The organism is Bradyrhizobium sp. MI1.7 (assembly GCF_055811795.1).
Genome location: NZ_JBVVPO010000017.1, coordinates 53,998 through 78,432 on the forward strand (window position 1 = coordinate 53,998; position 24,435 = coordinate 78,432).

The window sequence follows — 24,435 nt, forward strand, 5'->3', positions numbered from 1 at the left end:
TCCAGCGCTGCAGGACATGTCGTGCCGGTCGAAAGATCAGCAACCTAGTGGCAGGTGCAGGACGGGGGCCGGTCGTCGCCGCCTGTCGAAATCGAGATGCCCGGACTTGCAGCGAGACCGCGCGCAAAGGCGAGCGCGGGAAGATCGACCTCCCGATCGAACAAAGCGCTGACCGGACCGACGAGATCAAGCGCGGTCTGCTGGCGGTCCGACGCTGCCATGATCCTTGCCCAGGCTGCCGCGACCTTCAGCTCGTAGAAGCGGCATTGCTGCTCTCTGGCAACGGACAGGCCCTCGGAGAACAGGACTTCCGAGCGGGACCGATCTGACGAGCCATCGGCAAGCAGGATCTCGCCCTTGATCCGCAGCAGATCAGCAAGGCACCACAATTGCTGGCCTTGCCGGGAGATGGCCAGGGCATCTTCCACGGCGGCCAGGGCCTGCGCACTCTCGCCGACCGCGAACAGTCCTTCGGCGAGCGATCCGAGAAATTCGGGATTGCGCATCAGCCAGCCGTTCTCGGCCCGCGCTTTCAGTCCGCTGCGCAGCAGCTCTATTCCATCGTGATGTCTGCCTTGCAGGACGAGCAACTGCCCCTTCAGGCAGGACGTCCAGCTCGTCCAGAAAGCTATTCCCTCGCGCGTGACGAGCTCGAGGAGAGACGCTATCGCCTGATCGGCAGTGGCGACATCATGCGTCATCAGCGCAATGGGGCACACGGCGTTCCGCAGCGCGTAAGCGATCGCGAGCTTGTCCTTCTCACGCTGCGCCTCCTCGAGGCATTCCGCGGCCAGGGATCTGCTCTGGGCGATCTTTCCCTGGAGCAGCAGCACGCGGGCTAACATGGCTTTTGCCAGGACGCTCTGGTTGAGCAGGAACCACATCTGGTTCGCGCCGTCCTTCAATCCGTGAGCCGAGTGGTCTAGGGAGAGGGTCAGTTCGCGTCGAGCTTCCTCCTGCGCGCCGTAAAAATGGGTGGCGGCGCCGATCAGGCGGCGGCCGACCGTCTCGTTGGCGGGGTTTCCCGTGCGAAGGGCGATCTCCAGATATCGCTCTCCGACACTCTTGGCCGCGTCGTATTGGCCCGAGTTGAGATTATAGCTCCACAGCGTCCAAACAGCCTTGAGCTGAAGCTCGAGATCGGACAGCTCTTCGCCGAGCGCAAGGCCGATGTTCAGGGCCGCTTTCATGCGATCCGCCGAGCCAGTCGTATTGAGAAGCGCGAACCCCAGCGCGACGTAGAGCTGCGCCTTGAGCCTTGGATTGCAGGTCAGCTCTCCGTCAAGATGGGCGAGAGCGTGCTCGATCCGGGTCGAGCATTCCATGAAGGACAGCAGTTGCATCCACACCGGCACAAAGCCGGCCGTCAGCTCTACGCCGAGCGCGGCATCGCCGCTGGGTGCGAAGGCCCAGTCGAGCGCCGCATGCACGTTTCCAATTTCCTGGGCAAGGCGAGTGAGATCGTCGGAGGCGGGGGAGGCATCGCCAGGTGGCATGATGAGCTGTCTGAGAAAGCCCGCATGCCGTCTGCTGGCCTGCTCGCAGAGCCCTGCTTCTGCCAGCTTCTCCAGAGCATAGGCGCGGGTGGTCTCCAGCAGACGCCACCGCCCTTCGAAGGAGGGATCGAGCGCGACCAGCGATTTTCCGACCAGATTGAACAGTGTTTCGATGACGTCCGACCGGGACAACGCGTCGTCCATCATTGCAATGGCCGCATCGAGTGTGAAACCTGCCGGAAACACCGCGAGCCAGCACAACAGCCTTTGCTCGTCGGGCGACAACAGATCGTAGCTCCAGTCCAGCGTCGCTCGCAGGGTCTGGTGCCGTGGCAGTTGGTCCCTGCGGCCGCCGCTCAGCAACTCCATTCGCCTGTCCAGGCGAAGCAAGACCGTGTCTACCCCAAGATTCGCGGTCTGAGCCGCGGCGAATTCCAGCGCGAGCGGAATTCCGTCGAGCCGGCGACAGATGGCAGCCACTTTCAGCAGATCGTCCGCGCCTGGAGAGAAGTTCGCGCGTAGCGACTGTGTGCGAGCGACGAAGAGCTGCACGGCGCTTGCCTGCAACAGCAAACCGGGATCACGCAAACCAGAGTCCGGAACCGACAGCGGCGGGATGGCCGCGACGTATTCGCCATCGATGCGGAGGCCTTCCCGACTGGTCGAAAGAATAGTGACATTGGGACAATAGCGAAGTGCAGCACTCGCGATCTGTGCAGCGACGTCGATGACATGCTCGCAATTGTCCAGGATGAGAAGCAGACGCCGTGACCCGATGGCCTGGGCGATGCAGGCGGCCGAAACCTCCTTGTCACTCAAGGCAAGCTTGAGCGCACGGGCGGTGGTCGATGTCGCAAGTGCCGGATCATGCAAGGTCGCGAGCTCGACCAGCGCCACCGCACCATCGAATGAGGATGCGACCAGGCGCGCAAGTTCGATGGCCAGCTTTGTTTTCCCGATGCCTCCCGGGCCGACCAAAGTCACGGCCCGATATGCGAACATAAGTTCGGCAATTTCGCTCAGGCAATCCTCGCGCCCGATAAGAGGAGCGCGCGTGTTCGGCAGGTTGTTCGAAAAGGATTCGATGGCCGGGACGGATACCGATGTCGCTGCGGGCTGATCCAAATGCCCGCTTCGCCAGGTCCCGGCGAGGGTATATCCACGGCCCGAGATCGTCTTGAGGAGATCGCGATCTTTGCCCAGCGCCTTGCGGACGGCGGAGATATGGACTTGTAGCGTGTTGTCCTCGACGGCCAGGCCTGACCAGACACTTCCGATCAAATCATCCTTGGTCACCAGGTGACCGGCGCAACCCGCCAGCTTCTCGAGAATCTCGAATGCGCGGCTTCCGATCGGGACCGTGATGTTGTCGCACTTCAGCTCTCTCCGCTGGCAATCGATGAGCCAGTTACCGAAAGAGTAGGTTCGTACGGCGGGCGAAGGCGACATAAGGGGGTCCGTGGATCAGCTTCACTGCCGCAATCTAGGAGAGTGACGTGACCCCCAAAGATCACCGCCCCTGGCAAGATTCTGAAAGCGTCAGTATGCCCAGGTGTCCTACAGGGGAGGCCGTTGGGGTGTCAAGGCGACCTTCTCAGTAGTCGGCTGTTCGCCATGGCTCGATGCAGGCGTCCGAAACGCTCGTTGCTTGCACACGAATTCGTGAGGACGAATGGGAGTGCCAAAATGGGAGAGCGGGCCGGAAGGAGCGTGCAGCACATCCCGACAGCAACACGGGGCAGGGGACTTCGCGTCGCAACGGTTCAGAAGCTCGGCAGCCTGCTTGGTCTCTTCGTTATCGAGCGGTCGAAGCGACACCTGTTCACATCGCGAGCTGCAGGATATCGCGCGGCATCTCGATTGAAAGGATGGCACGACGCATCGCTTCGACGGTGTCGGCATGTCGGCGAAGGAGAGCCTGAAGTTTCCTGATTTTGCGCCTCTTCACTCGCGATCGGGCCATAGCTTGCTACCTTACTCTGCGATCGATGCGCTTCGCCGGAATGGAGCATCATCGTTTGGATTGTCCTTGCCAGAGTAAGATCATGTCTCAGCCATTATTACTGTCGCCACAACCGAAGCATGGCGACACCCAGGCGACCGTCACCGCGGACGAAACAGATTTCCGCTCGGCCATCGCAATGGCCTCGATCGCGCCGCTTCCGAAGGTCATCGCGCCTACCACCGTTTCGCGCAGAGACGATCTGTCCCCCCTTGACGCAACGACGATTGCCTTCGAGCGGCTTGGTCTGGTCATTGCGATCGAAGGGCAGCCACGGCGCAGCTCCAGCATATCCCCGTGTAATCCGGCGCGCGACACCGGCTGGCTGCGCGTCGAAATCCCGTGGCAACGCGCGGCCATGACTGCACCTAGCTCTCTGACAACGGCGTCCATTTGTGACGACGATCCGGTAGTTCAGCGCCTGTCCGAAGCTCTCGTCGCGATGGAGCGATTGAAGGCCACCGATAGCGCCCTTTGCGTCGACGCCCTGCGATTTGCCGTCATTGCCCGGCTCCTCGCCTTGCGGTCCGAGGCGGAGCCGAGGTTCGACGAGCGAACCCGCGTCGGCCAATGCACTTCTGAAAGGCCGGTCCACGGATTGCAGAAGTGGCGGCTCAAGCGGGTGCTCGACTATATCGAGACTCACTTCCGCAAGAAAATCGTGCTGGCGGATCTTGCCGCGGCCGCGGGCCTGAGCCGGATGCATTTCGCCGCCCAGTTCCGCGCCGCGACGGGTTGCAGGCCTCACGAATATATCTTGCGGCACCGGATACAGCGTTCCAAGGATCTGCTGCGGGACTGCGAGATGCCGATTGTTGAGGTCGCGCTCACAGTGGGTTTTCAGAGCCAGGCCCACTTCACGACGACGTTCAGGCGCTTCGCGGGTGACACGCCGAGTCGATGGCGAGATGCCGCTGCGGCTGGATTCGATCTTTGATGCCCTTGCCTCGAGCGAGTAGGCCTCGCCCCCGCGGGGCCTGAGACTGCAGTGGCGAGGTTGGTGAATTCCGCGATGGAGCTGGTATCGCTCTCGGATCCGCTGCAGATGCCGGGCCGCGGCGTTGGTAGGGATCAATGCGTCTCAGACATGGCCGGTCGGAAGAACGGGGCTTCATAGGGCCGCCATTCTTCCTCCAGTCACGTCCGCGAGATGGAAGCCCCCGAAGCGCCGAGATGAACCTCTTCAAGTCCGCGCTGACGATTGCCTTGCGGCAAGGGGGCGCGCTCCGGTTGGCGTGCTCAATAGCCCGACTTGGGCTCGCACGGAGGCCGACGCCAGGGGTCGCTCGCATACGCACCGACGTCGGGAGCGCGAACACAGTTGCGCTTGGACGTCACCGGAACGCGCTGAACCGACGCATAGGCGTCGTCATTGGTCCGGCGCGCCTGGTTGTTGCCTTCGCGAGCCATCGCGGGGGAGGCGATCATGGCCGAAACCATCAGTCCGGCCGACAAGAGCTTCAGTGTAGTCATTGCACGTCTCCTTGACAAAGCGACGCCGGGAACGCCTCGGCTCGCCTGCCAGACATGTGTACGCATGTGTCGGATGAGCAGTATCAATTGAACGATCATTTTCGCCTTTGCACGAAGTCGGCGCCCGCGCTTCATCTCGAAAGCGATTGCTCGCTAGTCGGGCGAAAGCGTTATCTGGTCCGAATGGCCATTCATGAGCGGACCGAACCATTCCCACTTCTCGCCGGTGAAACGCATCATTTGGAGATGCTCGATCGGGCGAAAGTCCGTCGGCGATGTCTTGACCCGGACGCCGGGAATATAGGCCGCCCCCTCGATGTCGAGATTCGTCGCCACCTGCATGATCCTCTCGCGCGTAAGATCGTCGCCACAGCGCCTAAGCACCTCAACGAGCGCGCTCGACATATTGAATGCTACCAGCGGGCCGCTTTCGGATCGATCTGCGTCCGGATAGTATTTCGCCATGAACGCGCGAAAATGCTGCATGCCCGGGTATGAGTCCCACTGCGGGTCGGTCACGTCCATCTGGTACCCGGCACTCAGGACTCCCTTCGCGTTGTCCAGTCCTGCGAGCTTCAACACTGAGCCAACCGAAACCGAGACGTTCGTCATGATGTGGACGGGATGCCAGTCCAGCTCGGCGAGCTTCCTGATCGCCTGAGCCGCGAATTTTGGCGTGGCGACATTGATGAAAATGTCGGGGGCGGCCGCCTTGATCGCCACGATCTGCGAGTCGATTGTCGGCTCGCTGATTTCATATGGCAGGCTCGCAACCACCATTTGCGCGTACCTGTCTTGCAGCACCTCCTTCAGGCCAGCCAGATAATCGCGTCCGAAGTCGTCGTTCTGGTAGAGGATGCCGATCCTGGCGCCAGGGTAATGCGTCAGGACATAGTCCGCGTAGATGCGTGCCTCGGTTCGGTAGCTCGGTAGCCAGCCGATCGTCCACGGAAAGTGGACGGGATCAGCCCAGCGAGATGCTCCCGAAATGGCGAACAATTGCGGCACGTGGCGATTATTCATGTACCTTTGAATGGCGGCGTTGCTCGCGGTGCCGAAGGGGGCGAAGATCGCGAGCACTTCGTCGGCCTCGACGAGCCGCCGTGCCTGCTCGACCGCTCGGGACGGATTGTAGCCATCGTCGTAGGAGATGAACTCGACTGTCCGGCCGTTGATGCCGCCATTGTCGTTGACCATGCGAAAATACGCACTCATCGTCCTGCCGATGATGCCGTAAGCCGATGCCGGGCCGCTATAGGGCATGATGTTGCCGATCCTGATCTCGGTGTCGCTCGCACCGGGATCGTATCGCTGTTGCGCAGAGGCGCTGGCTGCGCCGGCCGCAAATATGACAGTGACGACCGCTAGTTTTCGCAGGCGCCTCGCAATGTCCGGACTCAAATGGCCACTTCCACCGGTGATCAAGCGATGCCTCCATAGCGCTGCTGGTCATCGTGCCTGCCGGGCGGCGGTATGGCGCCAATGGAGGGCCTGCTCGTCCAACAGTCGATAGCCGGAGTGTAGCGCGGGACCCGCCGCGAGCCGGATTACAGAAGCTGAAGAACTGTGAAGTTTTACAATGGTGTGCGTAGAATTGGCCCGTCACCGGCGCCCGATCTGGGGGAGCGTTCTACGCCGTCGTCGCGAACAAACGTCCGGAGCCGATGATATCGATCGAGGCTCCGGACCCGCGGGGTGCGCCGCATGGCGCGGTCGCACTCCGAGCGAGGTCACAGACAGGCATGGTGACGCGGCAATTTGCCTTTGCGTGTTGCCGCCGCTCACCGATGCCCGTGGCGGTTGTAGATGTGGCCCGCTCCGAACACCGGAGCCGCGCCACCGGACCGCTCGAGACCCATTCGCCCTGCCGGCGTCAATGCGCCGCCATTCAGCACGTCGCGATTGGGATACATTGATGCAAATGCGGCGGGCTCCTGATCGGCAAAGGACCAAGCCGCGGAGGCGGATGATATCGTTGCCGTTGAGAGCAGCACTGCGGCGATCAGGGTTTTGAATGCACTCATAGCGAATCTCCATTGTTCGTGACGTGCGGAGAGTCGCTTGGCGATGATCGCTGCTCGGCTGATGGCGTTTCCGGAATTGCTTTCTATACCGGGCTATATAGGCAGTCCGGCCAAAAAACCCCGATTGCTGTGCATCACTCTTGCGAGAAGATGACGGGAATATCAGGCAGAGCGCGCGGTTACGAAGGTCTGATGCGTCTTCGAAGCCGAACTCTGTCACAATTGTCATAGTTGCTCGCGCGATCGTGCATGGTCGAATCGTGTGCGACGCCCAGTTCAAGGTGCAGGTCATACAACATGAGGAGTGTGAGCCATGAGACTGCTCTGGTTTCTCTGCGTCGTTGCCAGCCTTGCGCTCTCGGGCGTTGCATCTGCCCGCGGCGGCATGGGATCTCACATGTCGATGGAGAGCGGCGGCGCGCTCGGTACCAGCGCTGCTGCGCCGGGAACGAACTCGCTCGGCACCGCGCTCCCGTCATCGGAGGGGGTTGGTCATCCGACGAAGGGACCGCTGCTCGGCTCGGATGCGACCATCGACAAGGAGGACGCACGGGTCGAGAAGATGCTGGAAGGATCCATCTGTCGCGGCTGCTGACGTGCGAGCATTGCGATATTTGCGGCGAGTGTCTGGCGGCCTTGGTCGCCGGACAGATTGTGTATTTTGAAAGCGTTGGTGATACGCTGGGCGCAAGATCAAACAACCGCCTGGGGCTATGCCGATGATGGCCGAGCCAAACCAGCGCCCCGTCTACGCTTGCGCTGAATGGGAGATCGATCTTGCCAGACGCGAACTGCGCTCGATGGGAGAGTCCGTTCCTCTGGGCGGTCGTGCCTTTGAGATTCTTGCGGAATTGGCTCAGGCCGAAGGCGGGCTGGTCACCAAGAATGACCTGACAGAGCGTGTCTGGCGCGGCGTCTTCGTCGAGGAGAGTGCACTTCGGGTCCATATCGCGGCGATCCGGAAGGCCTTTGGTTCGGATCGTGACATGCTGGCGACAACGGTCGGCCGGGGCTATCGCCTGCTGGGTTCATGGCGGACCCGGCAGATGGATGCCCCGCTACAATCTGCCGCACCCCAGCCACTGCCGTCGACCAACATTCCCAATGCATCATTCGTTCTCATCGGCCGCACCACCGCGGTCGCGCGTTTGTGGGAGCTTCTGTCGGCTTATCGCGTCGTGAGCCTCGTCGGGCCTGGCGGGATCGGCAAGACGGCCCTTGCACTACAAGCTGCCAGGACGCCGCCAGCCGGTTTTGCGGCCGACCGGTTGCTGGTCGAATTGGCCTCGCTGCCCGATCCCAAGCTCGTGTGCTCGGCCGTCGCCAGCACGCTCGGTATCAAGCTCGAAGGGGAGGAGATCACCCCGGGCTCCATAGCGCGCGCGATTGGCGCCAGGCAGTTGTTGCTCATTCTCGACAATTGCGAGCACGTCGTTGATACCGTGGCCCAACTGGCCGAGACGATCGTCAGCCAGTGTTCCGGAACGATCGTCCTGGCGACAAGTCGCGAAGCGCTGCGCATTGACGGCGAACATGTCTATCGCGTTCCGCCCCTGGGGGTGCCGCCCGAAGTCCGGCTCGGGTCTGACGCCGCATCGGCCTACACGGCGGTAGAATTGTTCACGACCAGAGCGAAAGCGCTGGGCTCCAGCTTCGCGCTCGACGAAGAGAACCTCGATGCCGTCGCAGCCATCTGCCGCCGGCTGGATGGCATTCCGCTCGCGATCGAGTTCGCGGCGGCACGCGCCGTGATGCTCAGTCCGCCGAAGATCGCGGCACTTCTCGACGATAGGTTCAAATTTCTGACGACCGGCCGGCGTACTGCGTTGCCCAGGCAGCAAACGCTTCGTGCGACGCTCGACTGGAGCTACGATCTACTGCCGGACGCCGAGGCGCGGGTCCTGCGGCGGCTCGGCGTGTTTGCCGGAGAGTTTCTGCTCGATGCCGTGATCGCGGTCGCGAGCGAAGGGATGGGCGACGTCACCGCGGAGCTTGCCAACCTGGTGGCAAAGTCGCTCGTCCTTGCGGATATTCGCGGCGAGCGCCCGTACTATCGCCTGCTGGACACCACGCGCGCCTATGCGCTGGAAAAGCTTCACGCCAGCGGCGAATTTCCCGGCGTCGCGCGCCGCCAGGCCGGATACTATGGCGGGTTCTTTGCGAATGCGGAAGCTGACAGCGAAGTGAAGCCGCAGGCGGAGTGGCTCGGCTTCTATGGCCAGCACATCGACAACGTAAGATCCAGCCTCGATTGGGCTTTCTCGCCCGACGGAGATGCGCAGATCGGAGTGGCGCTGACCGCAGGGGCCGTCCCGTTATGGGTACAATTGTCGCTCCTCGCCGAGTGCCGCGAGCGGACCGAACTGGCGTTGGCCAGCCTCGACGGCAGCGCCGCGGGCGCTTTGCGGCTCCGCATGCAATTATCGGCCGCGCTTGGCTGGTCACTGATGTACGGCGTTGGCAGGGCCCGAGAGGCCGGTCCGGCTTGGGCGGCGACCCTGCAGCTGGCCGAGCAGCTCGGCGACAGCGACTATCTCCTGCGCGCGCTTTGGGGGCTGTGCATCGATCAATTCAACAACGGCGAGTTCCGCAAGGCGTTGGAATTCGCGCACCGCTTCGCGGATATCGTGGCCGATTCCCAAAATTCGGTCGACCGGATGATGGGCGATCGGCTGCTTGCCACCACGCTGCACTACCTCGGTGACCAGCGGTTGGCGCATCATCACATTGGGCGGACCTTGTCTCGCCTTTCCGATCTGGCGGCGAAGCCGCAGGTGATCCGTTTCAGGTTCGACCTGCGTGCCTCGGCACGCTATTTCCAGGCGCGCATCCTGTGGCTTCTCGGGTTGGCGGATCAGGCACTGAGCGTCGTCGAGCGCAATGTCGAGGAGGGCCGAGCGAGTGGTCATGCTCTGACCTTCTGCAGCGTGCTTGGCCAGGGCGCCTGTCCGATTGCTTTCCTGGCCGGCGATCTCGATGCTGCGGAAGGCTATTGCACCATGCTGCTCGAGCACACCGAACGTCATCCGATCCGTCTATGGAACGTATGGGCGCGCGCCTTCAGGGGCATGGTCATGGCGCGGCGTGGCGATGTCGCCGCCGGACTGACGTTGCTGCGCAAGGCGCTCGAGCTTGCGGGCGAGGCGCGTTTCCTGCCGCGCTTCCTGCTTCCTCTCGGCGAACTGGCGGCATGTCTCGGAGAGGTCGGCGAAGTATCGCTGGGGCTTGCGACAGCGGATGAGGCGCTCGCGCGCTGCGAGGCGAGGGATGAGCGGTGGTACGCGGCCGAGCTCTGGCGCATCAAGGGCGAGTTGCTCCGGCATCCCGGCGAGCGTCGCTCGGCTATCGCTGCCGAGCAGTGCTTCGACAAGGCGTTCGAAGTGGCGCGCGGCCAAGGTGCGCTGTTCTGGGAGCTGAGGGCGGCCATCAGCCTGGCACGGTTGAGGACGAGTCAGGGCCGTCCCGCCGATGCGCACCAAATCCTGGCTTTTGTGTACGGCAAATTCACCGAAGGTTTCGAGACCGCGGATCTCAGGCTCGCGAGAGCGATGATGACGGAGTTTTCGACCTCATAGGGCTGACGCGCGGTACTACAGGATGCCCCGGGGGCGGCGTCCGATACATGTCATCGGACGCAGGTGCGGCCTCGGCGAGCGCCGCATCCCCCGTGCTCCAGAACGTTGGCTTCGAAGTCCTATTGCCGGACCAAGAATGCGCCGGCCCCTCGACGCGGTCTTTCCACGCCGCGCGCTTCTATCCGGATTGCACGGCATCGCCGCCAGCCGCACGACCTGACCCACAGGAGTTGCGATCACGCCTGATGTCGCTGCGGATTCGCGCACTCCCAGGCGCGCCCGTTGCGGAGCCATCAACTCGCGGCGAGCGAGCCCGAAGGCGGAGACGCCAATTCGGCCAGCAATTCGCTGGCCGCTTTCAGGACGGGCGTATTGAACCCCTCGGTGAATCGTCCATAGATGGGCGCGAGCACGTCTTGCGCTTCACTGCGGCGGCCCCGCCGCTGCAATAGCCCTGCAAGACCGATTGCCGTGCGCAACTCAAAACCGAGCGCCCCCTGATGTCGGGCAAGGTCAAGTGACTGCGCCAGGCTCCGCTCCGCCTCCAGGAAGTCGGGATTGTCCTTGCGGATCAGCACTTCTGCCCTTGCCCGCAACATGTCCGGCATCTCCACCATGAAGTTGCGACGCCGGCCCCGGGCAATCGCCTGATCGAGGATGTCGAGTGCTTCATCTCCACGACCTGTCGCCGCCAGAGCTTCCGCGAGCGGCACGCAAAGTCCGGCCGCCGCGCCGTAGCGCTGGCTCTGCAGCTTCTTGACGGAGGCGTTCAGCATGGCCAGCCCGATATCACTCTCGCCGCGCGCCAACAGCGCAATCCCTTTCATGGCGTCGCCGACCGTCTGGAGGGTGGCGAGATTATGCTTGCGGGTCTCCACGAGGAGCCTGTCAATGTGCTCTTCGCACACGCCCACATCCCCGTTCCAAAGGAAAACACCGAATGCCCAGGGCAGCGCTATGCACAATATGGTCGGATGGTTGATGGCGATCACATCGGAGATGGCTTGGCGCGCCGTCGCCGTGGCCTGATCGGGATGTCCCTCGAGCCACAAGATGCGGGCGAGGGTGATTTGAGGACGCTTCGGGTAATCGGACGTCAGGCCGCCACGGGAGTCGCCTTCCAGTCCCGGATGGGACAGCGCCGCTTCGACGTACGAGCGAGACGCGGCAACCTCGCCCAGATAGTGGCACGACGTTCCGAGCAACATGCGCATGCGCGCCACTCCGACGGAATCGTTGCTGGCGAGGGCAATCGCTTCGCCGCGCTTAGCGGTGGCCAGCGCATCGTCAAAATTGCCGACCAGCAATTGGAGCAGATGCAGTCGGCCAATCAGGCGGATTTGGCCGGCGACATCGCCAATTGTCTCCGCCAACCGGACCGCTCTGTCGAGATAGCCGACGCCCAATTCGTCGATTTGTCCCGTCAGCATCCGCGCCGACGCCAGCGCGGCATGAAGTGCGAGGTCGTGCCTGACACTTCCGCCCGTCTCACGAAGCGCTTCGATTGCGCGCGTGACCCAGAGCTGGCATTCGGTGAAGAGCGACAGCTTGAAGAACAGGGGGATCGCTGCGGCAGCGAGGCCGACGCCGGTTCTGCGGTCGCCTCGATCCGAGAAGCACCACGCCAGCGCGCTGCGTATGTCGCCGAATTGATCGGCCATCGACGACAGGCCTTCATTCGGCTCGTCGGCCGTCTCTTCAAGCAAATCTCGAAAGTAGGAGGCGTGGCGTAGCGGCACGATCTCGGCGTCGGTGCTGGCGGCGAGCTTCTCCTGCGCGTAGGCCCGCGTCGCGTCCGCGAGCCTGTAGCGAATCGATTGCGAGTCCTGGTTCGGGGCAAGCATCGACTTGGCCACGAGGTTGTCGAGCGCAGCCATGGTCGTGTCGTCGCTGGTCGCATCGCTGCCGGCGATCGCTCGGGCCGCATCGGCGGTGAAGCTGCCGACGAACACGGATAGCTGGCTGAGAACCACCCGTTCGGGCCCGGATAGAAGATCGTAGCTCCACTCGATGGTTGCGCGAAGCGTGCGGTGCCGGGGCAGCGCCGTGCGTCGTCCTTCCCACAGCAGATTGAAGTGCTTGTCGAGGAGTTGGACCATGGCCTTGACGCCGTAGGCGGTCACATGGCCGGCGGTGAGCTCGATCGCGAGCGGGATGCCATTGAGCCGACGGCAGACGTTGCCGACGTCCGACGCGTTCGCATCCGTCAATCCGAACCCACCTCCAGCTGCGGCCGCGCGTTCCACGAAGAGCTTTACGGAGGGGTAGGCAATCGCGCTCTCGGCCGTCAGAACGGCGTTTTCCGGCGGGCTTGTCAGAGGCGAGAGGCGATATGTGTGCTCGCCTTCGACCCGCAGCAGCTCCCGGCTCGTGGCCATGATGTGCAGCTGCGGTGCCTCCTGGTAGAGCCGTTCGGCCAGCGCCGCCGCGGCGTCGACGACATGCTCGCAGCAATCCAGAATGAGCAGCATCCGCCGGTCGCGCAGGAATGCAACAAGACTGTTTGAGGGATCGTCCGATCGCGCCCGCAGTCCGAGCGAAGATGCTGCAATGGCCGGCACCAGAGCGGCATCGCGGGTCTCGCCGAGACTGACGAAGTGAACCTGGCCGGCGAATTCCGCGAGAAGGGCGTGGCCCGCGGAAACAGCGACCGTCGTCTTGCCGATGCCGCCCGGGCCGACGACCGTGATGAAACGCTGGGCTTTGAGCCTTTCCGATATATCCTGGATGGTTTGCTCGCGGCCCACCATCTGCCAGGGATGTGCCGGCAGGTTGTGCGCGCGAACAGGCTTGGTCGGTGCAGGTTGATTCTGCTCCGGTGTCGCGGCCGAACCGACGAAACAATAACCCTGTCCCGAGACCGTGCTCAGATATTTGGCGCCGGCATTGCCGTCCCCGAGCGCCTTGCGGAGTGCTGCGATATGGACGCGCAGGCTGTTGTCATCGACGCTGGAGCCTGGCCATGTCCTGGCTATCAGATCGCCCTTGCTGACGACTTCGCCCGCATGCCGGATCAGTGTCAGCAGCAGGTCAAATGCGCGAGCCGACAGTTGGACCGGATTGCCATCCTTCTCGATCCGTCTCTGCGAAGCGTCCAGACGAAACGGCCCAAAGACGAAAATCTCTTGAGCGGAGCTCTCCTGGAGAGAGGGTCCGGTCGTGGCTGTTGTGGCGTTGCTCTGCCAGCGGTGGACCATTTGGAAATATCAAATCCGACGACCAACTCGTCGTACTCTATGACTTGAACTCGGGCCGAAACGTGTGACCGCGGTGGCAGCTTCAAACGTAACATCCAGCAGTATCGCGGTAAAGGATCACCGATGGATGTCGCTGATCACTTTCGTCCGGAGGGCAGGGAACTCCGGGGAGAGTCCTGATTTTTTGGGAAACGACCGTCGATTGGGGAAATCTCCGCCGATGGGCGATCTCATCGGATCAACACCGGCTTGAGAAGATCCTCCAGGCCGATCCGGCCGAACAGTTCCGTGCGTGCGCGGTCGGCGACGGCGTCGACAGCTGCCGCCCCATCGTCATCCGGGCCGAAATGAACTTTCAGCGGACGTTGTCCGAACGGCATGTTCACGACATTCGCAACTGTGCTTGCGACATCTTGTGGGGCCGTATCCTTCGGCGAAAGCTGCGCGAGTCCCGCAAGCGCGATTTCACTCACGTCGGCGGTCGGACCATCCGCGTATTCTTCCGCCCGAACAGTATCCTGCGGCCGGCCGGATCGGACATAGTGGCCGGGTCCGAGAGCACTGGGAACGATGATGGTCGTCTCGACGCCCCAACGTGCGAGCTCGCCGGCGTAACTGAGTGCCAGCGAATCCAGGGCGGCTTCCGTTGAAGCACAGGCGCCGAGGAACGGAACCGAGCTGCCCCGTGCGCTGCTTGACGTGATCCATATCAGCAAGCCCTGACCTTGCTTGCGCAATTGTGGCAACGCCGCGCGATTGAGGCGCTGTGCGATCAGGACGTTGGTATCGTAGAGCTCGGCGAGCTGCTCCGGCGTGAAGGCTTCTGCGGGTCCGTAAACGACTTGCCGGGCATTGTGCACGACCACGTCGAGGCGGCTGTTTTCGGCGATGATGGTCTCAACGGCCGAGGTCACTGAGGAGTCCGAAGAGACGTCGAACTCGATCGTGCGGAGATCGGCGCCGGGCTGGCCGGGATTTGATCCAGCCTCCTCGATCCCTTGCGCAATAGGGCCACTCATTTCCCGGCTTGAAACGTAGACCGTGTGGCCTGCCTGCATCAGTTGCCGGCAGGTGGTTCGTCCGATGCTGTTTGCAGCACCCGTGACGATGATCACTTTGCTCATTCGATTCCCAATCGCATTCCAGCCTCTGCGGCGCTGGCGGCCCCGTCGCGACACGGTCCATCGTTCGGGAGTCGACCGCCGCCATCGTGCGAAGCGCATCTGGAATAGGGCGGGGCGCAGGGTGGGTCTTTTCGGGCATCACGATCGATTGTCAAATTGCACGAAAAATTTCGAGAATGCCCGAAGCCGGATCCGGTCCGGCGAACGCCGAAGACAGTTCAGGCGTGCCTTCGCGAAATTGGCGGTGGGTTCGAAAAGATCGGGCCTTGGCCGCCGGCTACAAGGAGGCTGCTTCGCTCGAAAGAGCGCCGCGCGCACCCGATCGCCAGGCGGTCTGCGCATCGCAAAGGAGACCGGATGAATCAAGGCAAGCTACCACGTTCGGGGCTTGGGTCCCTCGTCCTGATTGCGGCCGTGGTCGGCGGCGGCGCGGCTGCCTTCGCATACACTGCGGGATGGTTCTCGCCGGGGCGTCTGACGCCGGAACGGATGATCGCGGCGCTGACGCCTCCGAGCGGCCCGCCGCTCGGGCACCGGCGAAATCATGCCAAGGGAATCTGCTTCACCGGGACATTCGAGGCGAATGGAAACGGTGCGGAGCTCTCCCGGGCCAGGGTCTTCGCGCAGGGGCACTATCCGGCCTTGGGCCGTTTCAATCTCGGCACGGCCGATCCGAACGCGGTTGATGCGACCGTGCGCGTCCGCGGCCTCGGATTGCTGATCACGACGGCAGACGGCGAAGAGTGGCGCATGGCGATGATCAACCCGCCGTTCTTTGCGGTTTCCACGCCGCAGGCATTTCACGACCTGCTGATCGCATCCGGCAAGAAGGATCCGGAGGCGATGAAGGCGTTCATTCAGGCCAACCCGGAATTCGGCCCCTTCGCGGCCTGGGCCAAGACGGCGCCCTGGACCGGCAGTTATGCGGAGGAGCCCTATAACGGCCTCAACAGCTTCGTCTTCACGGACGCCGGAGGCGGCGACCACACCGTGCGATGGTCGCTGTTGCCCTCGGCGCAACCCATTCCGATCTCGCAGGCCGACCTCGAAAAGCGCGGGCCGGATTATCTCGAGCAGGAGATCACCGAACGGGTCCGGACCGCCGGTCCACTGCGATGGACCATGGTCACGACCGTCGCCGATCCGGGCGACCCGACCGCGGATCCGAGCAAGGCCTGGCCGGAGAACCGTCGCAAAGTGGAGGTCGGAACGCTGATCGTGCAGCGGATCGAGCCGGAGCGCGATGGACCGTGCCGCGACATCAATTTCGATCCGGCGGTCCTGCCACAGGGAATCCGGGTGTCGGACGATCCGTTCCCGGCTGCACGCTCATCGGTCTACCGCAAATCCTACGATCTGCGCGCGGCCGAAGCCAGGGACTATCCGCGAACCGGGACCGCCAAGCCATGACCAGCGCTCCTCATCGTTTTGCCCTGATCCAGCGGGTTCTGCACTGGCTGATGGCGGTCTGCATCCTCGCCATGCTGTTCATTGGCGTCGGCATGGTCTCCACGGTCGCGCCGAAATATCTGCCGCTCATCCTGGTCCACAAGACGATCGGCGTCATCCTGCTGGTCCTCGTGCTGATCAGGCTGGCGTTGCGGCTGCATTACGGTGCGCCGCCATTGCCGGCCGATCTTTCGAGACCTATGAGGTTTGGAGCAAAATTGTCGCATCAGCTCCTGTATGGCCTCATGATCGTCATGCCGTTGCTCGGTCTCGGCATGCTCTGGGCCGCGGCCTATCCGGTCGTCCTGTATGGCGGGATCCAAATTCCCGCACTGCTGCCGCAGAGCGACCTGATGCACACGCTGCTCTGGAATGCCCACGTCTATCTGGGTTTCGCGTTCTTTGCCCTCGTGCTGCTGCATCTGGCGGCGGGGCTATTCCACGCATTGATCCGTCGCGATGGCGTATTCGAATCGATGTCGCTTCTGCCGCTGCGGGACAGGGTGACACAAGCGAAATGAACCCGCTGCGCGCCGGCGGGCGCCCCTCGCAGGCGTGCGATCCCAAAAGGATCTTTCGCGCCGGAAAGATTCCTCGCGCACCGCGCGGTTAGATGTTTCCAACCTCCAGCAAAGGATGCCGACCATGACCAAAGCTGACCTCCAAAGCCCGACGGATCTCGGAGCGAATGCGAACCGGGACGTTCCAGCCGCGCTGAGAGCGCTGCTCGCCGACGTTTTCGCTCTCTACCTGAAGACCAAGAACTTCCACTGGCACGTGTCGGGCAGCCACTTTCGCGACTACCACCTTATGCTCGACGAGCAGGCCGACCAAATCTTGGCCATGACTGACGACATCGCCGAACGCGCACGCAAGATCGGCGGCACGACGCTACGCTCGATCGGCCACATCGCGCGCGAGCAGCGCATTCTCGACAACGATGCCGACTATGTCGATCCGCAGGACATGCTCGCCGAGCTGCGCAGCGACAACCAGCAGCTAACGCGGGAAATGCGCCGGGTCCACGAGCTCTGCGACGAATACGGCGATGTCGCCACCGCGAGCGTCCTGGAAAACTGGATCGACGAAACGGAACGGCGCATCTGGTTCCTCTACGAGACCGGCCGAAGCGGCCAGAACCCGTAAGTGCAAAGCACGCCGTTGGGCCGGGAGGCGGGTGAAGGATGAGCAGCCTCTCGGAACTCCTGACGGATGGCGGCGTCAAGGCGGAGCGCCTGCTGCTGCGTGAGCTCGCGCACCGGATCGACGACGAGCTCGCCTCGGCGATTGATCTGGTGGCGCAGGCGGCCGATCGTTGCGACGGCATCGAAGCGAGGGCGACCCTCGCTTCCGTGCAGGACCGGCTGGAAGGTCATGCACAACTTCACCACGCGCTGCAAATGCCGCAGTTCACCACCACCGTCGATCTGGCGGCCTATCTTCAGCAATTGTGCCGGTCGATCAGCCGCTCGAGTCTCGAAGACAAGGGTATTGCGCTCTCGCTGCTGCTGCATCCGCTGCAGATGAGTTCTGAGCGCTGCTGGCTGCTGGGGATGATCGTCTTCGAACTGATCACCGGTGCGGTGCGCCACGTATCCCACTGCGGAGCAGGCGCCATTCGTCTCGAAGTATGGCTCACGGCGACGTCGGTTGCGTGCAGCGTCATGGACAACGGCTCGTCCGACGAAAGTCGGTACCGGGAAGAGGACCGCTCCATCGTCGAGACGCTTGCGGCGCGTCTGCACGGGACCGTCGACGTCCGCGGCGGCCCCGACGGATTCAGGACCGTCGTGACCATCCCGCGTTAGTCGCGACGCTCGCGCAACGATCCGTATCGTGCGGATCAAATAATATCGCTGCGTCCTCGAAAGATGACTTGGGACAGATCTCGATACGCTTGCCCTATTCATGATCTGCGGATCGTCGTGCGAACAAGGGTCAAGCCATGACGGACATGTCGAACTCGAAGGCCTCGCTCGGATGGGCGATCCACGCCATCACCGGAAAATGGGGCTGGTTCGTTGCGCTGGGTGTCGGCGAACTGATCCTCGGCGGTGTTGCATCTGCCAATCTTATGGCGGCGAACCTCGCGTCCGTACTGGTCATCGGCGCCACCATGGCGGTCGCCGGCATTTTCCAGATCGTGCAAGCGTTTTCAGTGCGCGGCTTGCGGGGATTCCTGCTTTGGCTACTGGCCGGGATCGTCTATGCGGCCGCCGGGGCCATCATACTCTACGATCCGATCCTCGCTTCGTTCACGCTGTCTCTCGCAGTGTGCGCCTTCCTGGTCGTAGCCGGGGTGATAAGGATCTGGGCCGGGTTCCATATCCGGCCGGCCGCGGGCTGGCGTTGGATCGTGGCTGCGGGCGTCCTGACCTTCTGCGTCGGTGTCATGCTGGTTGCGGCTTGGCCCGCCATCGGTTTGTGGCTGCTTGGTGTGATGCTGGTCGTCGACCTGATCTTCCAGGGATGGGGATTCATCGCATTCGGGGTCGCGCTCAAGAGCCGCGCGTCCCGCCATTCGTCCCAGCCGGCGACGGTATGAGTCATGGCGAAAGGCTCGACATTCACCCGGCATTGGGAGATTGCCTGGCGCGGCGGTCAGACGAGGTCGACCTCGCGGCTGGTTGCCGAGGAGACCGCGATTGCGCTCACCTATAACGGCTCGACCCAGGCGGTGATGATGGGCACGCCGGGAGATCTGGAGGATTTCGGTATCGGCTTCAGCCTCACCGAGGCCATCGTCGAACGTGCGAGCGAGATCAGCAGCATCGAGCTGATCCCGAACGATCTCGGCGTCGAGGTTCGGATGTGGCTCGATGGTGACCGCGCGGCATCCCTGGCTGCACGGCGCCGAACCATCAGCGGCCCCGTTGGCTGCGGGCTATGCGGCATCGAGAGCCTCGAACAGGCTCGCCGCGCGCCGGCGCGGGTGAAGGGCCGGGGCATCGTTTTTCACGCGCGCGACTTGCTGGGCGCCATGCAGGCCCTTTCTCCGCACCAAATCCTCAATCAGCAAACGCGGGCCGTCCACGCGGCGGCCTTCTGGCATCCGCGGGCCGGCATCGGCCTGGTCAGAGAGGACGTCGGCCGGCACAATGCGCTCGACAAGCTCGCCGGCGCGATCGTACGCGAGGGGAGATCGGCGTGCGATGGCGCGGTACTGCTGACCAGCCGCGTTTCGGTCGAGATGGTGCAGAAAGCGGCGATGCTCGGCGCACCGGTCATCGTGGCCGTATCCGCACCCACCGCACTCGCGATCAAGACCGCGGATGAAGCGGGGATCACGCTGCTCGCGATCGCTCGCGATGACGGATACGGCGTATTCACGCACCCGCGTCGCGTTCTGCTGCCGGATGAGGCCGCAACGCACGCCGGCTGCTGACCTCGCGGGCCGACGCACATGGCGATGCAAGCCGTATCTCCGGAACCGGTCGCCGAGACCGGAAGCGTCGTCCATGCTCCGGAGCGATCGGTTCTCGTGGCGTCTCTTCTGAGCATGACGGGCGGCTTTCTCGACGCCTTTACGTGGCTCTCGCTCGGCGGCGTGTTTGCAAGCTCGCAAACCGGCAATGTTATCTTCCTCGGCATCGACGCCATGTCCGGGCAATGGCGGCAGGCAACCCATCATCTTCTTCCGCTTGCCGCCTTTCTGCTCGGCGCATCGCTGGCAATCCGCCTCAAGTCGCCGCTGCTCTGCCTCGCCGGAGAGATCGTCTGCCTGGTAGCGGTGATGCTGTTGTATCATCGGATTCCGGACATGATCACGATCCTCGGAATCTCCTTCGGCGCCGCGCTGCAGTCGGCCAGCTTCAGGCAGGTCGAACGCTGGAAATATCTCACCGTCACCGTCACCGGCAATATGCTCCGTGCCATCGATCAATCAGTTGCGTCCGATCGCGATGCGGCGCGCGGCACCGCAGTCATGCTTCTGGTCTGCCTGATGTTCCTGTCGGGGGCCGCCATCGGGGCCTGCGTGACGAAATGGCTGCACGCCTGGAGCCTTGTCCTGCCGATCGCATCGTCGGTGTGCGTTCTTTGGCTCTGCCGGCCGCAACTGCGAAGCTGAACCGTCGATCCAAGTCTCGTGATTTCGCTCGTTGACGGTGCGGAGCGCGCACCATGCCATTCGGCAAAAGGACGTTCATTCAAGGAAGCGTGCGCGTCATGCGGTGCGTACACTTTCCAACAGCGCCGAGATGGCCTTTCGACGTCAACTGCCAAGAGGCACGGATGAACGACCTTCGCAAAGAGACGGACAGCCTGGGTGAAGTGGACGTTGCCGCGGACAAGCTCTGGGGGGCGCAGACGCAGCGTTCGCTCGAGCATTTCAGCATCGGCAAGGACCTGATGCCGCGCGAAATGATCCAGTCCTACGCGATCCTGAAGAAGGCGGCCGCGAACGCCAATTGCGCCGGCGGCCGTCTCGACGGCAAGGTCCACAAGCTGATCGCGCATGTCTGCGACGAGATCCTCTCCGGCCAACATCAGGACATGTTTCCGCTTCACGTCTGGATGACCGGCAGCGGAACGCAATTCAACATGAACGTGAACGAGGTGATCTCGAACCGATGCTGCCAGCTCGCGGGCACGCCGCTCGGGAGCAAGCATCCGGTTCACCCGAACGATCACGTCAATATGTCGCAATCCTCGAACGACAGCTTTCCCTCGGCCATGTACATCGCGGCCGCGATGAACGTGACCGAGCGGCTCGTTCCGGCGGTCGAGGCGTTGCACGACGCAATCGCGGCAAAATCGAGCCAGTGGGACGACGTCGTCAAGATCGGCAGAACCCACATGCAGGACGCGACCCCCCTGACGCTCGGGCAGGAATGGTCCGGCTATGCCGGCATGCTCGCCGACGATCTGGCCCGCATCGACGACGCGCTCAAGGGCGTCTTCCGGCTCGCCCTGGGCGGCACGGCCGTCGGCACCGGCATCAATGCCGCGCCGGGCTTCGCCGAGGCCGTCGCCGCGGAAATCGCGCGGCTGACGGGGCTGCCCTTCGTCAGCGCACCGAACAAGTTTGCCGTCCAGGGTGCGCATGACGCGCTGGTGCAGCTATCCGGCACGCTCCGCACGCTCGCGGGGTCGCTCTACAAGATCGCGAACGACATCCGTCTGATGTCCTGCGGCCCGCGCGCGGGCTTTGCCGAATTGCTGATCCCCGAGAACGAGCCGGGTTCGTCGATCATGCCGGGCAAGGTCAACCCGACGCAGGCCGAAGCGCTGACGATGATCGCCGTGCAGGTGATGGCGAACGACGTCGCCGTCGGGTTCGGCGGAGCCGGCGGCTATCTGGAAATGAATGTCTACAAGCCGCTGATCATCCACAACATCGCGCAGTCCGTCACCATCCTGACCGATGGTTGCACCAATTTCCGCACCTTCCTCGTCGAGGGCACCGAGCCGAACCACAGGAAGATCAAGGAGTATGTCGAGAGATCGCTGATGCTCGTGACGGCGCTGGCGCCCGTAATCGGCTACGACAAGGCGTCGCGGATCGCGCACTATGCGATGGACAACGATCTCACGCTGAAGTCGGCGGCGCTCAAGCTCGGTTTCGTGACCGAGCCGGAGTTCGACCGCATCGTGGATCCCGCCAAGATGGTCAAGCCCTATGTGGCCGAGATCAAGGTGCCGCTCGCAATCGGCGCGAAGGCCGGCTGAAGGGGCGGCGGCAATGATCCGGTGCGTCAGACTCTGGACGGGTGCGGATGGCAAGTCGCACTTCGAGGATGGCGTCGTCGAGCTCGCGCGCGGGGCGAGGGGCGATGCGCTCAGCGCAAAGCTTCGGATCGATGCCGCTTCGTTCCACGAAACGGATGCAGATCCGAAACTCGGCTGGCATCCCGACGCAGCGCGCCAGCTCGTCATGTCCCTGAGCGGGACGCTACGGTTCGAAACTGCGGATGGAAGCTTCACGCTGCGCCCGGGCGATGTCCTGTTCACGGAAGATACCGGTGGGACGGGCCACAATTGGACCATGACGGACGAGGCGCCGTGGCGGCGCCTCTACACGGTTCTCGAGCCGGACGCCGAGGTGCCGTTCCGGTCCGAACGACGCCGCGCAGGCGGCGCAACCACAATGCAAGGAGAGACACGATGATCCGCTGTGTGCGCCTATGGACCGGAGAGGACAACAACTCGCATTTCGAGGAAGGCTTCCTCGAGCTGGAGCCGGGACAGCGCGGCGACTTCCTGACCGGAAAGATCGATGCCGCCAGCGTCTCCTTTCAGGAAACGGAATCGGGCGGAGCTTTCGCCTGGCACACCGCGCCGATCCGGCAGCTGGTGATCACGCTCAGCGGATCGCTCGATTTCCAGACGCGTGACGGCCACCACTTCCTGCTCCACCCCGGCAACATCCTGCTGGCGGAGGACACCGCCGGCTCGGGGCATAGCTGGAAATTGACCGACGATTCATCCTGGCGCCGTGCCTACGTGATCCTGCGCCCGGGAGCGGACGTGCCGTTCCGCGCCAAGGTGCGGCAATCGGTGCGGGCCTGATCGAGCCATCCAAAGCAGCAACACCCGACGAAGGAAATAGCCATGTCAGCAGCTTCCGACCGCGAAACTGATGTCGTCCTCATTGGCGCCGGCATCATGAGCGCGACCCTCGGCGTCTTTCTCAAGGAGCTCGAGCCCTCTCTGTCGATCCAGATGTGCGAGATTCTCGGGGATTGCGCGCAGGAAAGCTCCGACTCCTGGAACAATGCCGGTACCGGCCACGCGGCGAACTGCGAGATGAACTATACGCCGCAGCGGCCCGACGGCAGCATCGACATCTCCAAGGCGCTCCAGGTCAATGTCGAGTTCGATCTGTCCCGGCAGTTCTGGTCCTACCTGATCGGGCGCGGAGAGATCGCGGATCCGCAAGCGTTCATCCATCCGGTCCCGCATATGAGCTTCGTGCACGGCGCGGAGAACGTCGAATTTCTCGGAAAGCGGTTCAAGGCGATGTCGGCCCATCATTGCTATGAGGGGATGGAGCATACCGAGGATCCCAGGCAGATTGCCGAATGGGCGCCGCTGGTGATGGACGGACGGACTGGCGACGAGCCGGTTGCCGCAACACGGATCATCACCGGCACCGACGTCGACTACGGCTCGTTGACGCATCTGCTGGTCAAGCATCTGGTCAACCAGCCGGGCTGCGCCGTCCACTACAACAGCTGTGTCACCGGTCTTGACCGGGAGCAGGGCGGCCGGTGGCGCGTCGAAGTGCGCGACACCGCGAGCGGCGAGACGCGATCGGTGCGCGCAAAGTTCGTCTTCATCGGTGCCGGCGGCGGCGCGCTGCCGTTGCTGGAGAAATCCGGTATCCCGGAGGGGCGCGGCTATGGTGGTTTCCCGGTCAGCGGGATCTGGCTGCGCTGCGATGATCCCGAGATCAACAAGCGTCACCATGCCAAGGTCTACGGCAAGGCCGCGGTCGGCTCCCCGCCGATGTCGGTGCCGCATCTCGATACACGGGTGATCGGCGGCCAGCACTCGTTGCTGTTCGGTCCCTATGCCGGCTTCTCGAGCAAATTCCTCAAACACGGCTCGCTGCTCGATCTCTTCGAGTCCATTCGTCCCGCCAACGTCAAGCCGCTGCTTTCGGTGGCGCGCGACAATTTCGATCTCACCGAATACCTGGTCGGGCAGGTGCTGCAATCCGAGGGACACCGGCTCGCGGCGCTCGACGAATATTTCCCGAAGGCCGACCCGAAGGACTGGAGGCTGCAGGTTGCGGGCCAGCGGGTCCAGATCATCAAGCCCAATGTCAAGCGTGGTGGGTTGCTCGAGTTCGGGACCGAGCTCGTCGGCGCGGACGATCATTCGCTGGTGGCCCTGCTCGGTGCTTCACCGGGGGCGTCCACTGCCGCGTTCATCGCCATCAGCGTGCTCGAGAAGTGCTTCGCCGGCGAGCTGACGGCAAGCGCCTGGCTGCCCAAGCTGAAGCAGATCATCCCGTCCTATGGCGTGTCGCTGATCGACGATGCGGATTTCTGTCGCCAGATTCGTGCAGCGACCGCCGCGGTCCTCAAGGTCGACAACATTCCGCAGCCGGCCGCACGCGCGCCGGCGGCCGCGAAACGGGCGTGAACCA

General features: G+C 63.2%; 20 protein-coding genes. 14 read left to right on the forward strand and 6 right to left on the reverse strand.

Annotated elements, in window-relative coordinates:
- Positions 1-44 precede the first annotated feature (44 nt).
- Positions 45-2,945: an ATP-binding protein gene (locus AC0L3X_RS17885; protein ID WP_063984304.1), complete on the reverse strand. Its 2,901-nt coding sequence runs from the start codon at positions 2,943-2,945 to the stop codon at positions 45-47.
- A 596-nt stretch (positions 2,946-3,541) separates the two neighbouring features.
- Here AC0L3X_RS17885 and AC0L3X_RS17890 point away from each other — a divergent pair.
- Positions 3,542-4,435 (forward strand): helix-turn-helix transcriptional regulator, encoded by an 894-nt coding sequence (locus AC0L3X_RS17890; protein ID WP_231144511.1) that lies wholly within the window; start codon positions 3,542-3,544, stop codon positions 4,433-4,435.
- A gap of 302 nt (positions 4,436-4,737) precedes the next feature.
- Here AC0L3X_RS17890 and AC0L3X_RS17895 read toward each other — a convergent pair whose 3' ends face one another.
- The 3 genes from AC0L3X_RS17895 to AC0L3X_RS17905 form a co-directional block, all read right to left on the reverse strand.
- Complete coding sequence (locus AC0L3X_RS17895; protein ID WP_063984302.1) at positions 4,738-4,971, reverse strand: hypothetical protein; 234 nt, start codon at positions 4,969-4,971, stop codon at positions 4,738-4,740.
- A gap of 153 nt (positions 4,972-5,124) precedes the next feature.
- Positions 5,125-6,396, reverse strand: coding sequence for an ABC transporter substrate-binding protein (locus AC0L3X_RS17900; RefSeq protein ID WP_063984301.1), 1,272 nt, complete (start codon positions 6,394-6,396; stop codon positions 5,125-5,127).
- A 356-nt stretch (positions 6,397-6,752) separates the two neighbouring features.
- On the reverse strand, positions 6,753-6,995 hold the full coding sequence (locus tag AC0L3X_RS17905; RefSeq protein WP_063984300.1) for a hypothetical protein: 243 nt from the start codon (positions 6,993-6,995) through the stop codon (positions 6,753-6,755).
- Positions 6,996-7,308: 313 nt separating this feature from the next.
- Between AC0L3X_RS17905 and AC0L3X_RS17910 the strand changes: the two genes are divergently transcribed.
- Both AC0L3X_RS17910 and AC0L3X_RS17915 read left to right on the forward strand, forming a co-directional pair.
- The gene (locus AC0L3X_RS17910) at positions 7,309-7,590 is read left to right on the forward strand and encodes a hypothetical protein (protein ID WP_028153535.1); all 282 of its coding nucleotides are present in this window, start codon (positions 7,309-7,311) and stop codon (positions 7,588-7,590) included.
- A 124-nt stretch (positions 7,591-7,714) separates the two neighbouring features.
- Positions 7,715-10,570: an ATP-binding protein gene (locus tag AC0L3X_RS17915; RefSeq protein ID WP_231144512.1), complete on the forward strand. Its 2,856-nt coding sequence runs from the start codon at positions 7,715-7,717 to the stop codon at positions 10,568-10,570.
- Between the two features lie 293 nt (positions 10,571-10,863).
- Here the strand turns inward: AC0L3X_RS17915 and AC0L3X_RS17920 are convergent, their stop codons facing one another.
- Together AC0L3X_RS17920 and AC0L3X_RS17925 are read right to left on the reverse strand one after the other, a co-directional pair.
- On the reverse strand, positions 10,864-13,767 hold the full coding sequence (locus tag AC0L3X_RS17920; protein ID WP_084795223.1) for an ATP-binding protein: 2,904 nt from the start codon (positions 13,765-13,767) through the stop codon (positions 10,864-10,866).
- Between the two features lie 230 nt (positions 13,768-13,997).
- Positions 13,998-14,891, reverse strand: a complete 894-nt coding sequence (locus tag AC0L3X_RS17925; protein ID WP_063984298.1) for an SDR family NAD(P)-dependent oxidoreductase — start codon at positions 14,889-14,891, stop codon at positions 13,998-14,000.
- Between the two features lie 357 nt (positions 14,892-15,248).
- Here AC0L3X_RS17925 and AC0L3X_RS17930 point away from each other — a divergent pair, with 357 nt between their 5' ends.
- The 11 genes from AC0L3X_RS17930 to mqo all read left to right on the forward strand — a co-directional run bounded on the left by AC0L3X_RS17930 (position 15,249) and on the right by mqo (position 24,431).
- Positions 15,249-16,301 (forward strand): catalase family peroxidase, encoded by a 1,053-nt coding sequence (locus tag AC0L3X_RS17930; RefSeq protein ID WP_063984297.1) that lies wholly within the window; start codon positions 15,249-15,251, stop codon positions 16,299-16,301.
- Positions 16,298-16,861 (forward strand): cytochrome b, encoded by a 564-nt coding sequence (locus AC0L3X_RS17935; RefSeq protein WP_063984296.1) that lies wholly within the window; start codon positions 16,298-16,300, stop codon positions 16,859-16,861. Before AC0L3X_RS17930 ends, AC0L3X_RS17935 begins: the two co-directional genes overlap by 4 nt.
- A gap of 124 nt (positions 16,862-16,985) precedes the next feature.
- A complete protein-coding gene (locus tag AC0L3X_RS17940; RefSeq protein WP_283018590.1) occupies positions 16,986-17,486 on the forward strand; it encodes a Dps family protein in 501 nt (166 codons plus the stop codon).
- A gap of 38 nt (positions 17,487-17,524) precedes the next feature.
- Positions 17,525-18,148, forward strand: coding sequence for a histidine kinase dimerization/phosphoacceptor domain -containing protein (locus AC0L3X_RS17945; RefSeq protein WP_063984295.1), 624 nt, complete (start codon positions 17,525-17,527; stop codon positions 18,146-18,148).
- A 137-nt stretch (positions 18,149-18,285) separates the two neighbouring features.
- On the forward strand, positions 18,286-18,885 hold the full coding sequence (locus tag AC0L3X_RS17950; protein ID WP_063984294.1) for an HdeD family acid-resistance protein: 600 nt from the start codon (positions 18,286-18,288) through the stop codon (positions 18,883-18,885).
- 3 nt (positions 18,886-18,888) lie between these two features.
- Positions 18,889-19,725, forward strand: coding sequence for a formate dehydrogenase accessory sulfurtransferase FdhD (gene fdhD, locus AC0L3X_RS17955; RefSeq protein ID WP_063984293.1), 837 nt, complete (start codon positions 18,889-18,891; stop codon positions 19,723-19,725).
- Positions 19,726-19,743: 18 nt separating this feature from the next.
- A complete protein-coding gene (locus tag AC0L3X_RS17960; RefSeq protein ID WP_063984292.1) occupies positions 19,744-20,409 on the forward strand; it encodes a YoaK family protein in 666 nt (221 codons plus the stop codon).
- Between the two features lie 164 nt (positions 20,410-20,573).
- Positions 20,574-22,010: a class II fumarate hydratase gene (gene fumC / locus AC0L3X_RS17965; RefSeq protein WP_231144513.1), complete on the forward strand. Its 1,437-nt coding sequence runs from the start codon at positions 20,574-20,576 to the stop codon at positions 22,008-22,010.
- A gap of 13 nt (positions 22,011-22,023) precedes the next feature.
- Positions 22,024-22,449 carry a cupin domain-containing protein gene (locus tag AC0L3X_RS17970; protein WP_063984290.1) on the forward strand — a complete coding sequence of 142 codons (426 nt, stop codon included), beginning with the start codon at positions 22,024-22,026 and terminating at the stop codon, positions 22,447-22,449.
- Positions 22,446-22,850: a cupin domain-containing protein gene (locus tag AC0L3X_RS17975; RefSeq protein ID WP_063984289.1), complete on the forward strand. Its 405-nt coding sequence runs from the start codon at positions 22,446-22,448 to the stop codon at positions 22,848-22,850. The genes AC0L3X_RS17970 and AC0L3X_RS17975 overlap by 4 nt, the downstream gene beginning before the upstream one ends.
- Before the next feature lie 42 nt (positions 22,851-22,892).
- Positions 22,893-24,431 (forward strand): malate dehydrogenase (quinone), encoded by a 1,539-nt coding sequence (gene mqo / locus AC0L3X_RS17980; RefSeq protein WP_063984288.1) that lies wholly within the window; start codon positions 22,893-22,895, stop codon positions 24,429-24,431.
- Positions 24,432-24,435: the final 4 nt, after the last annotated feature.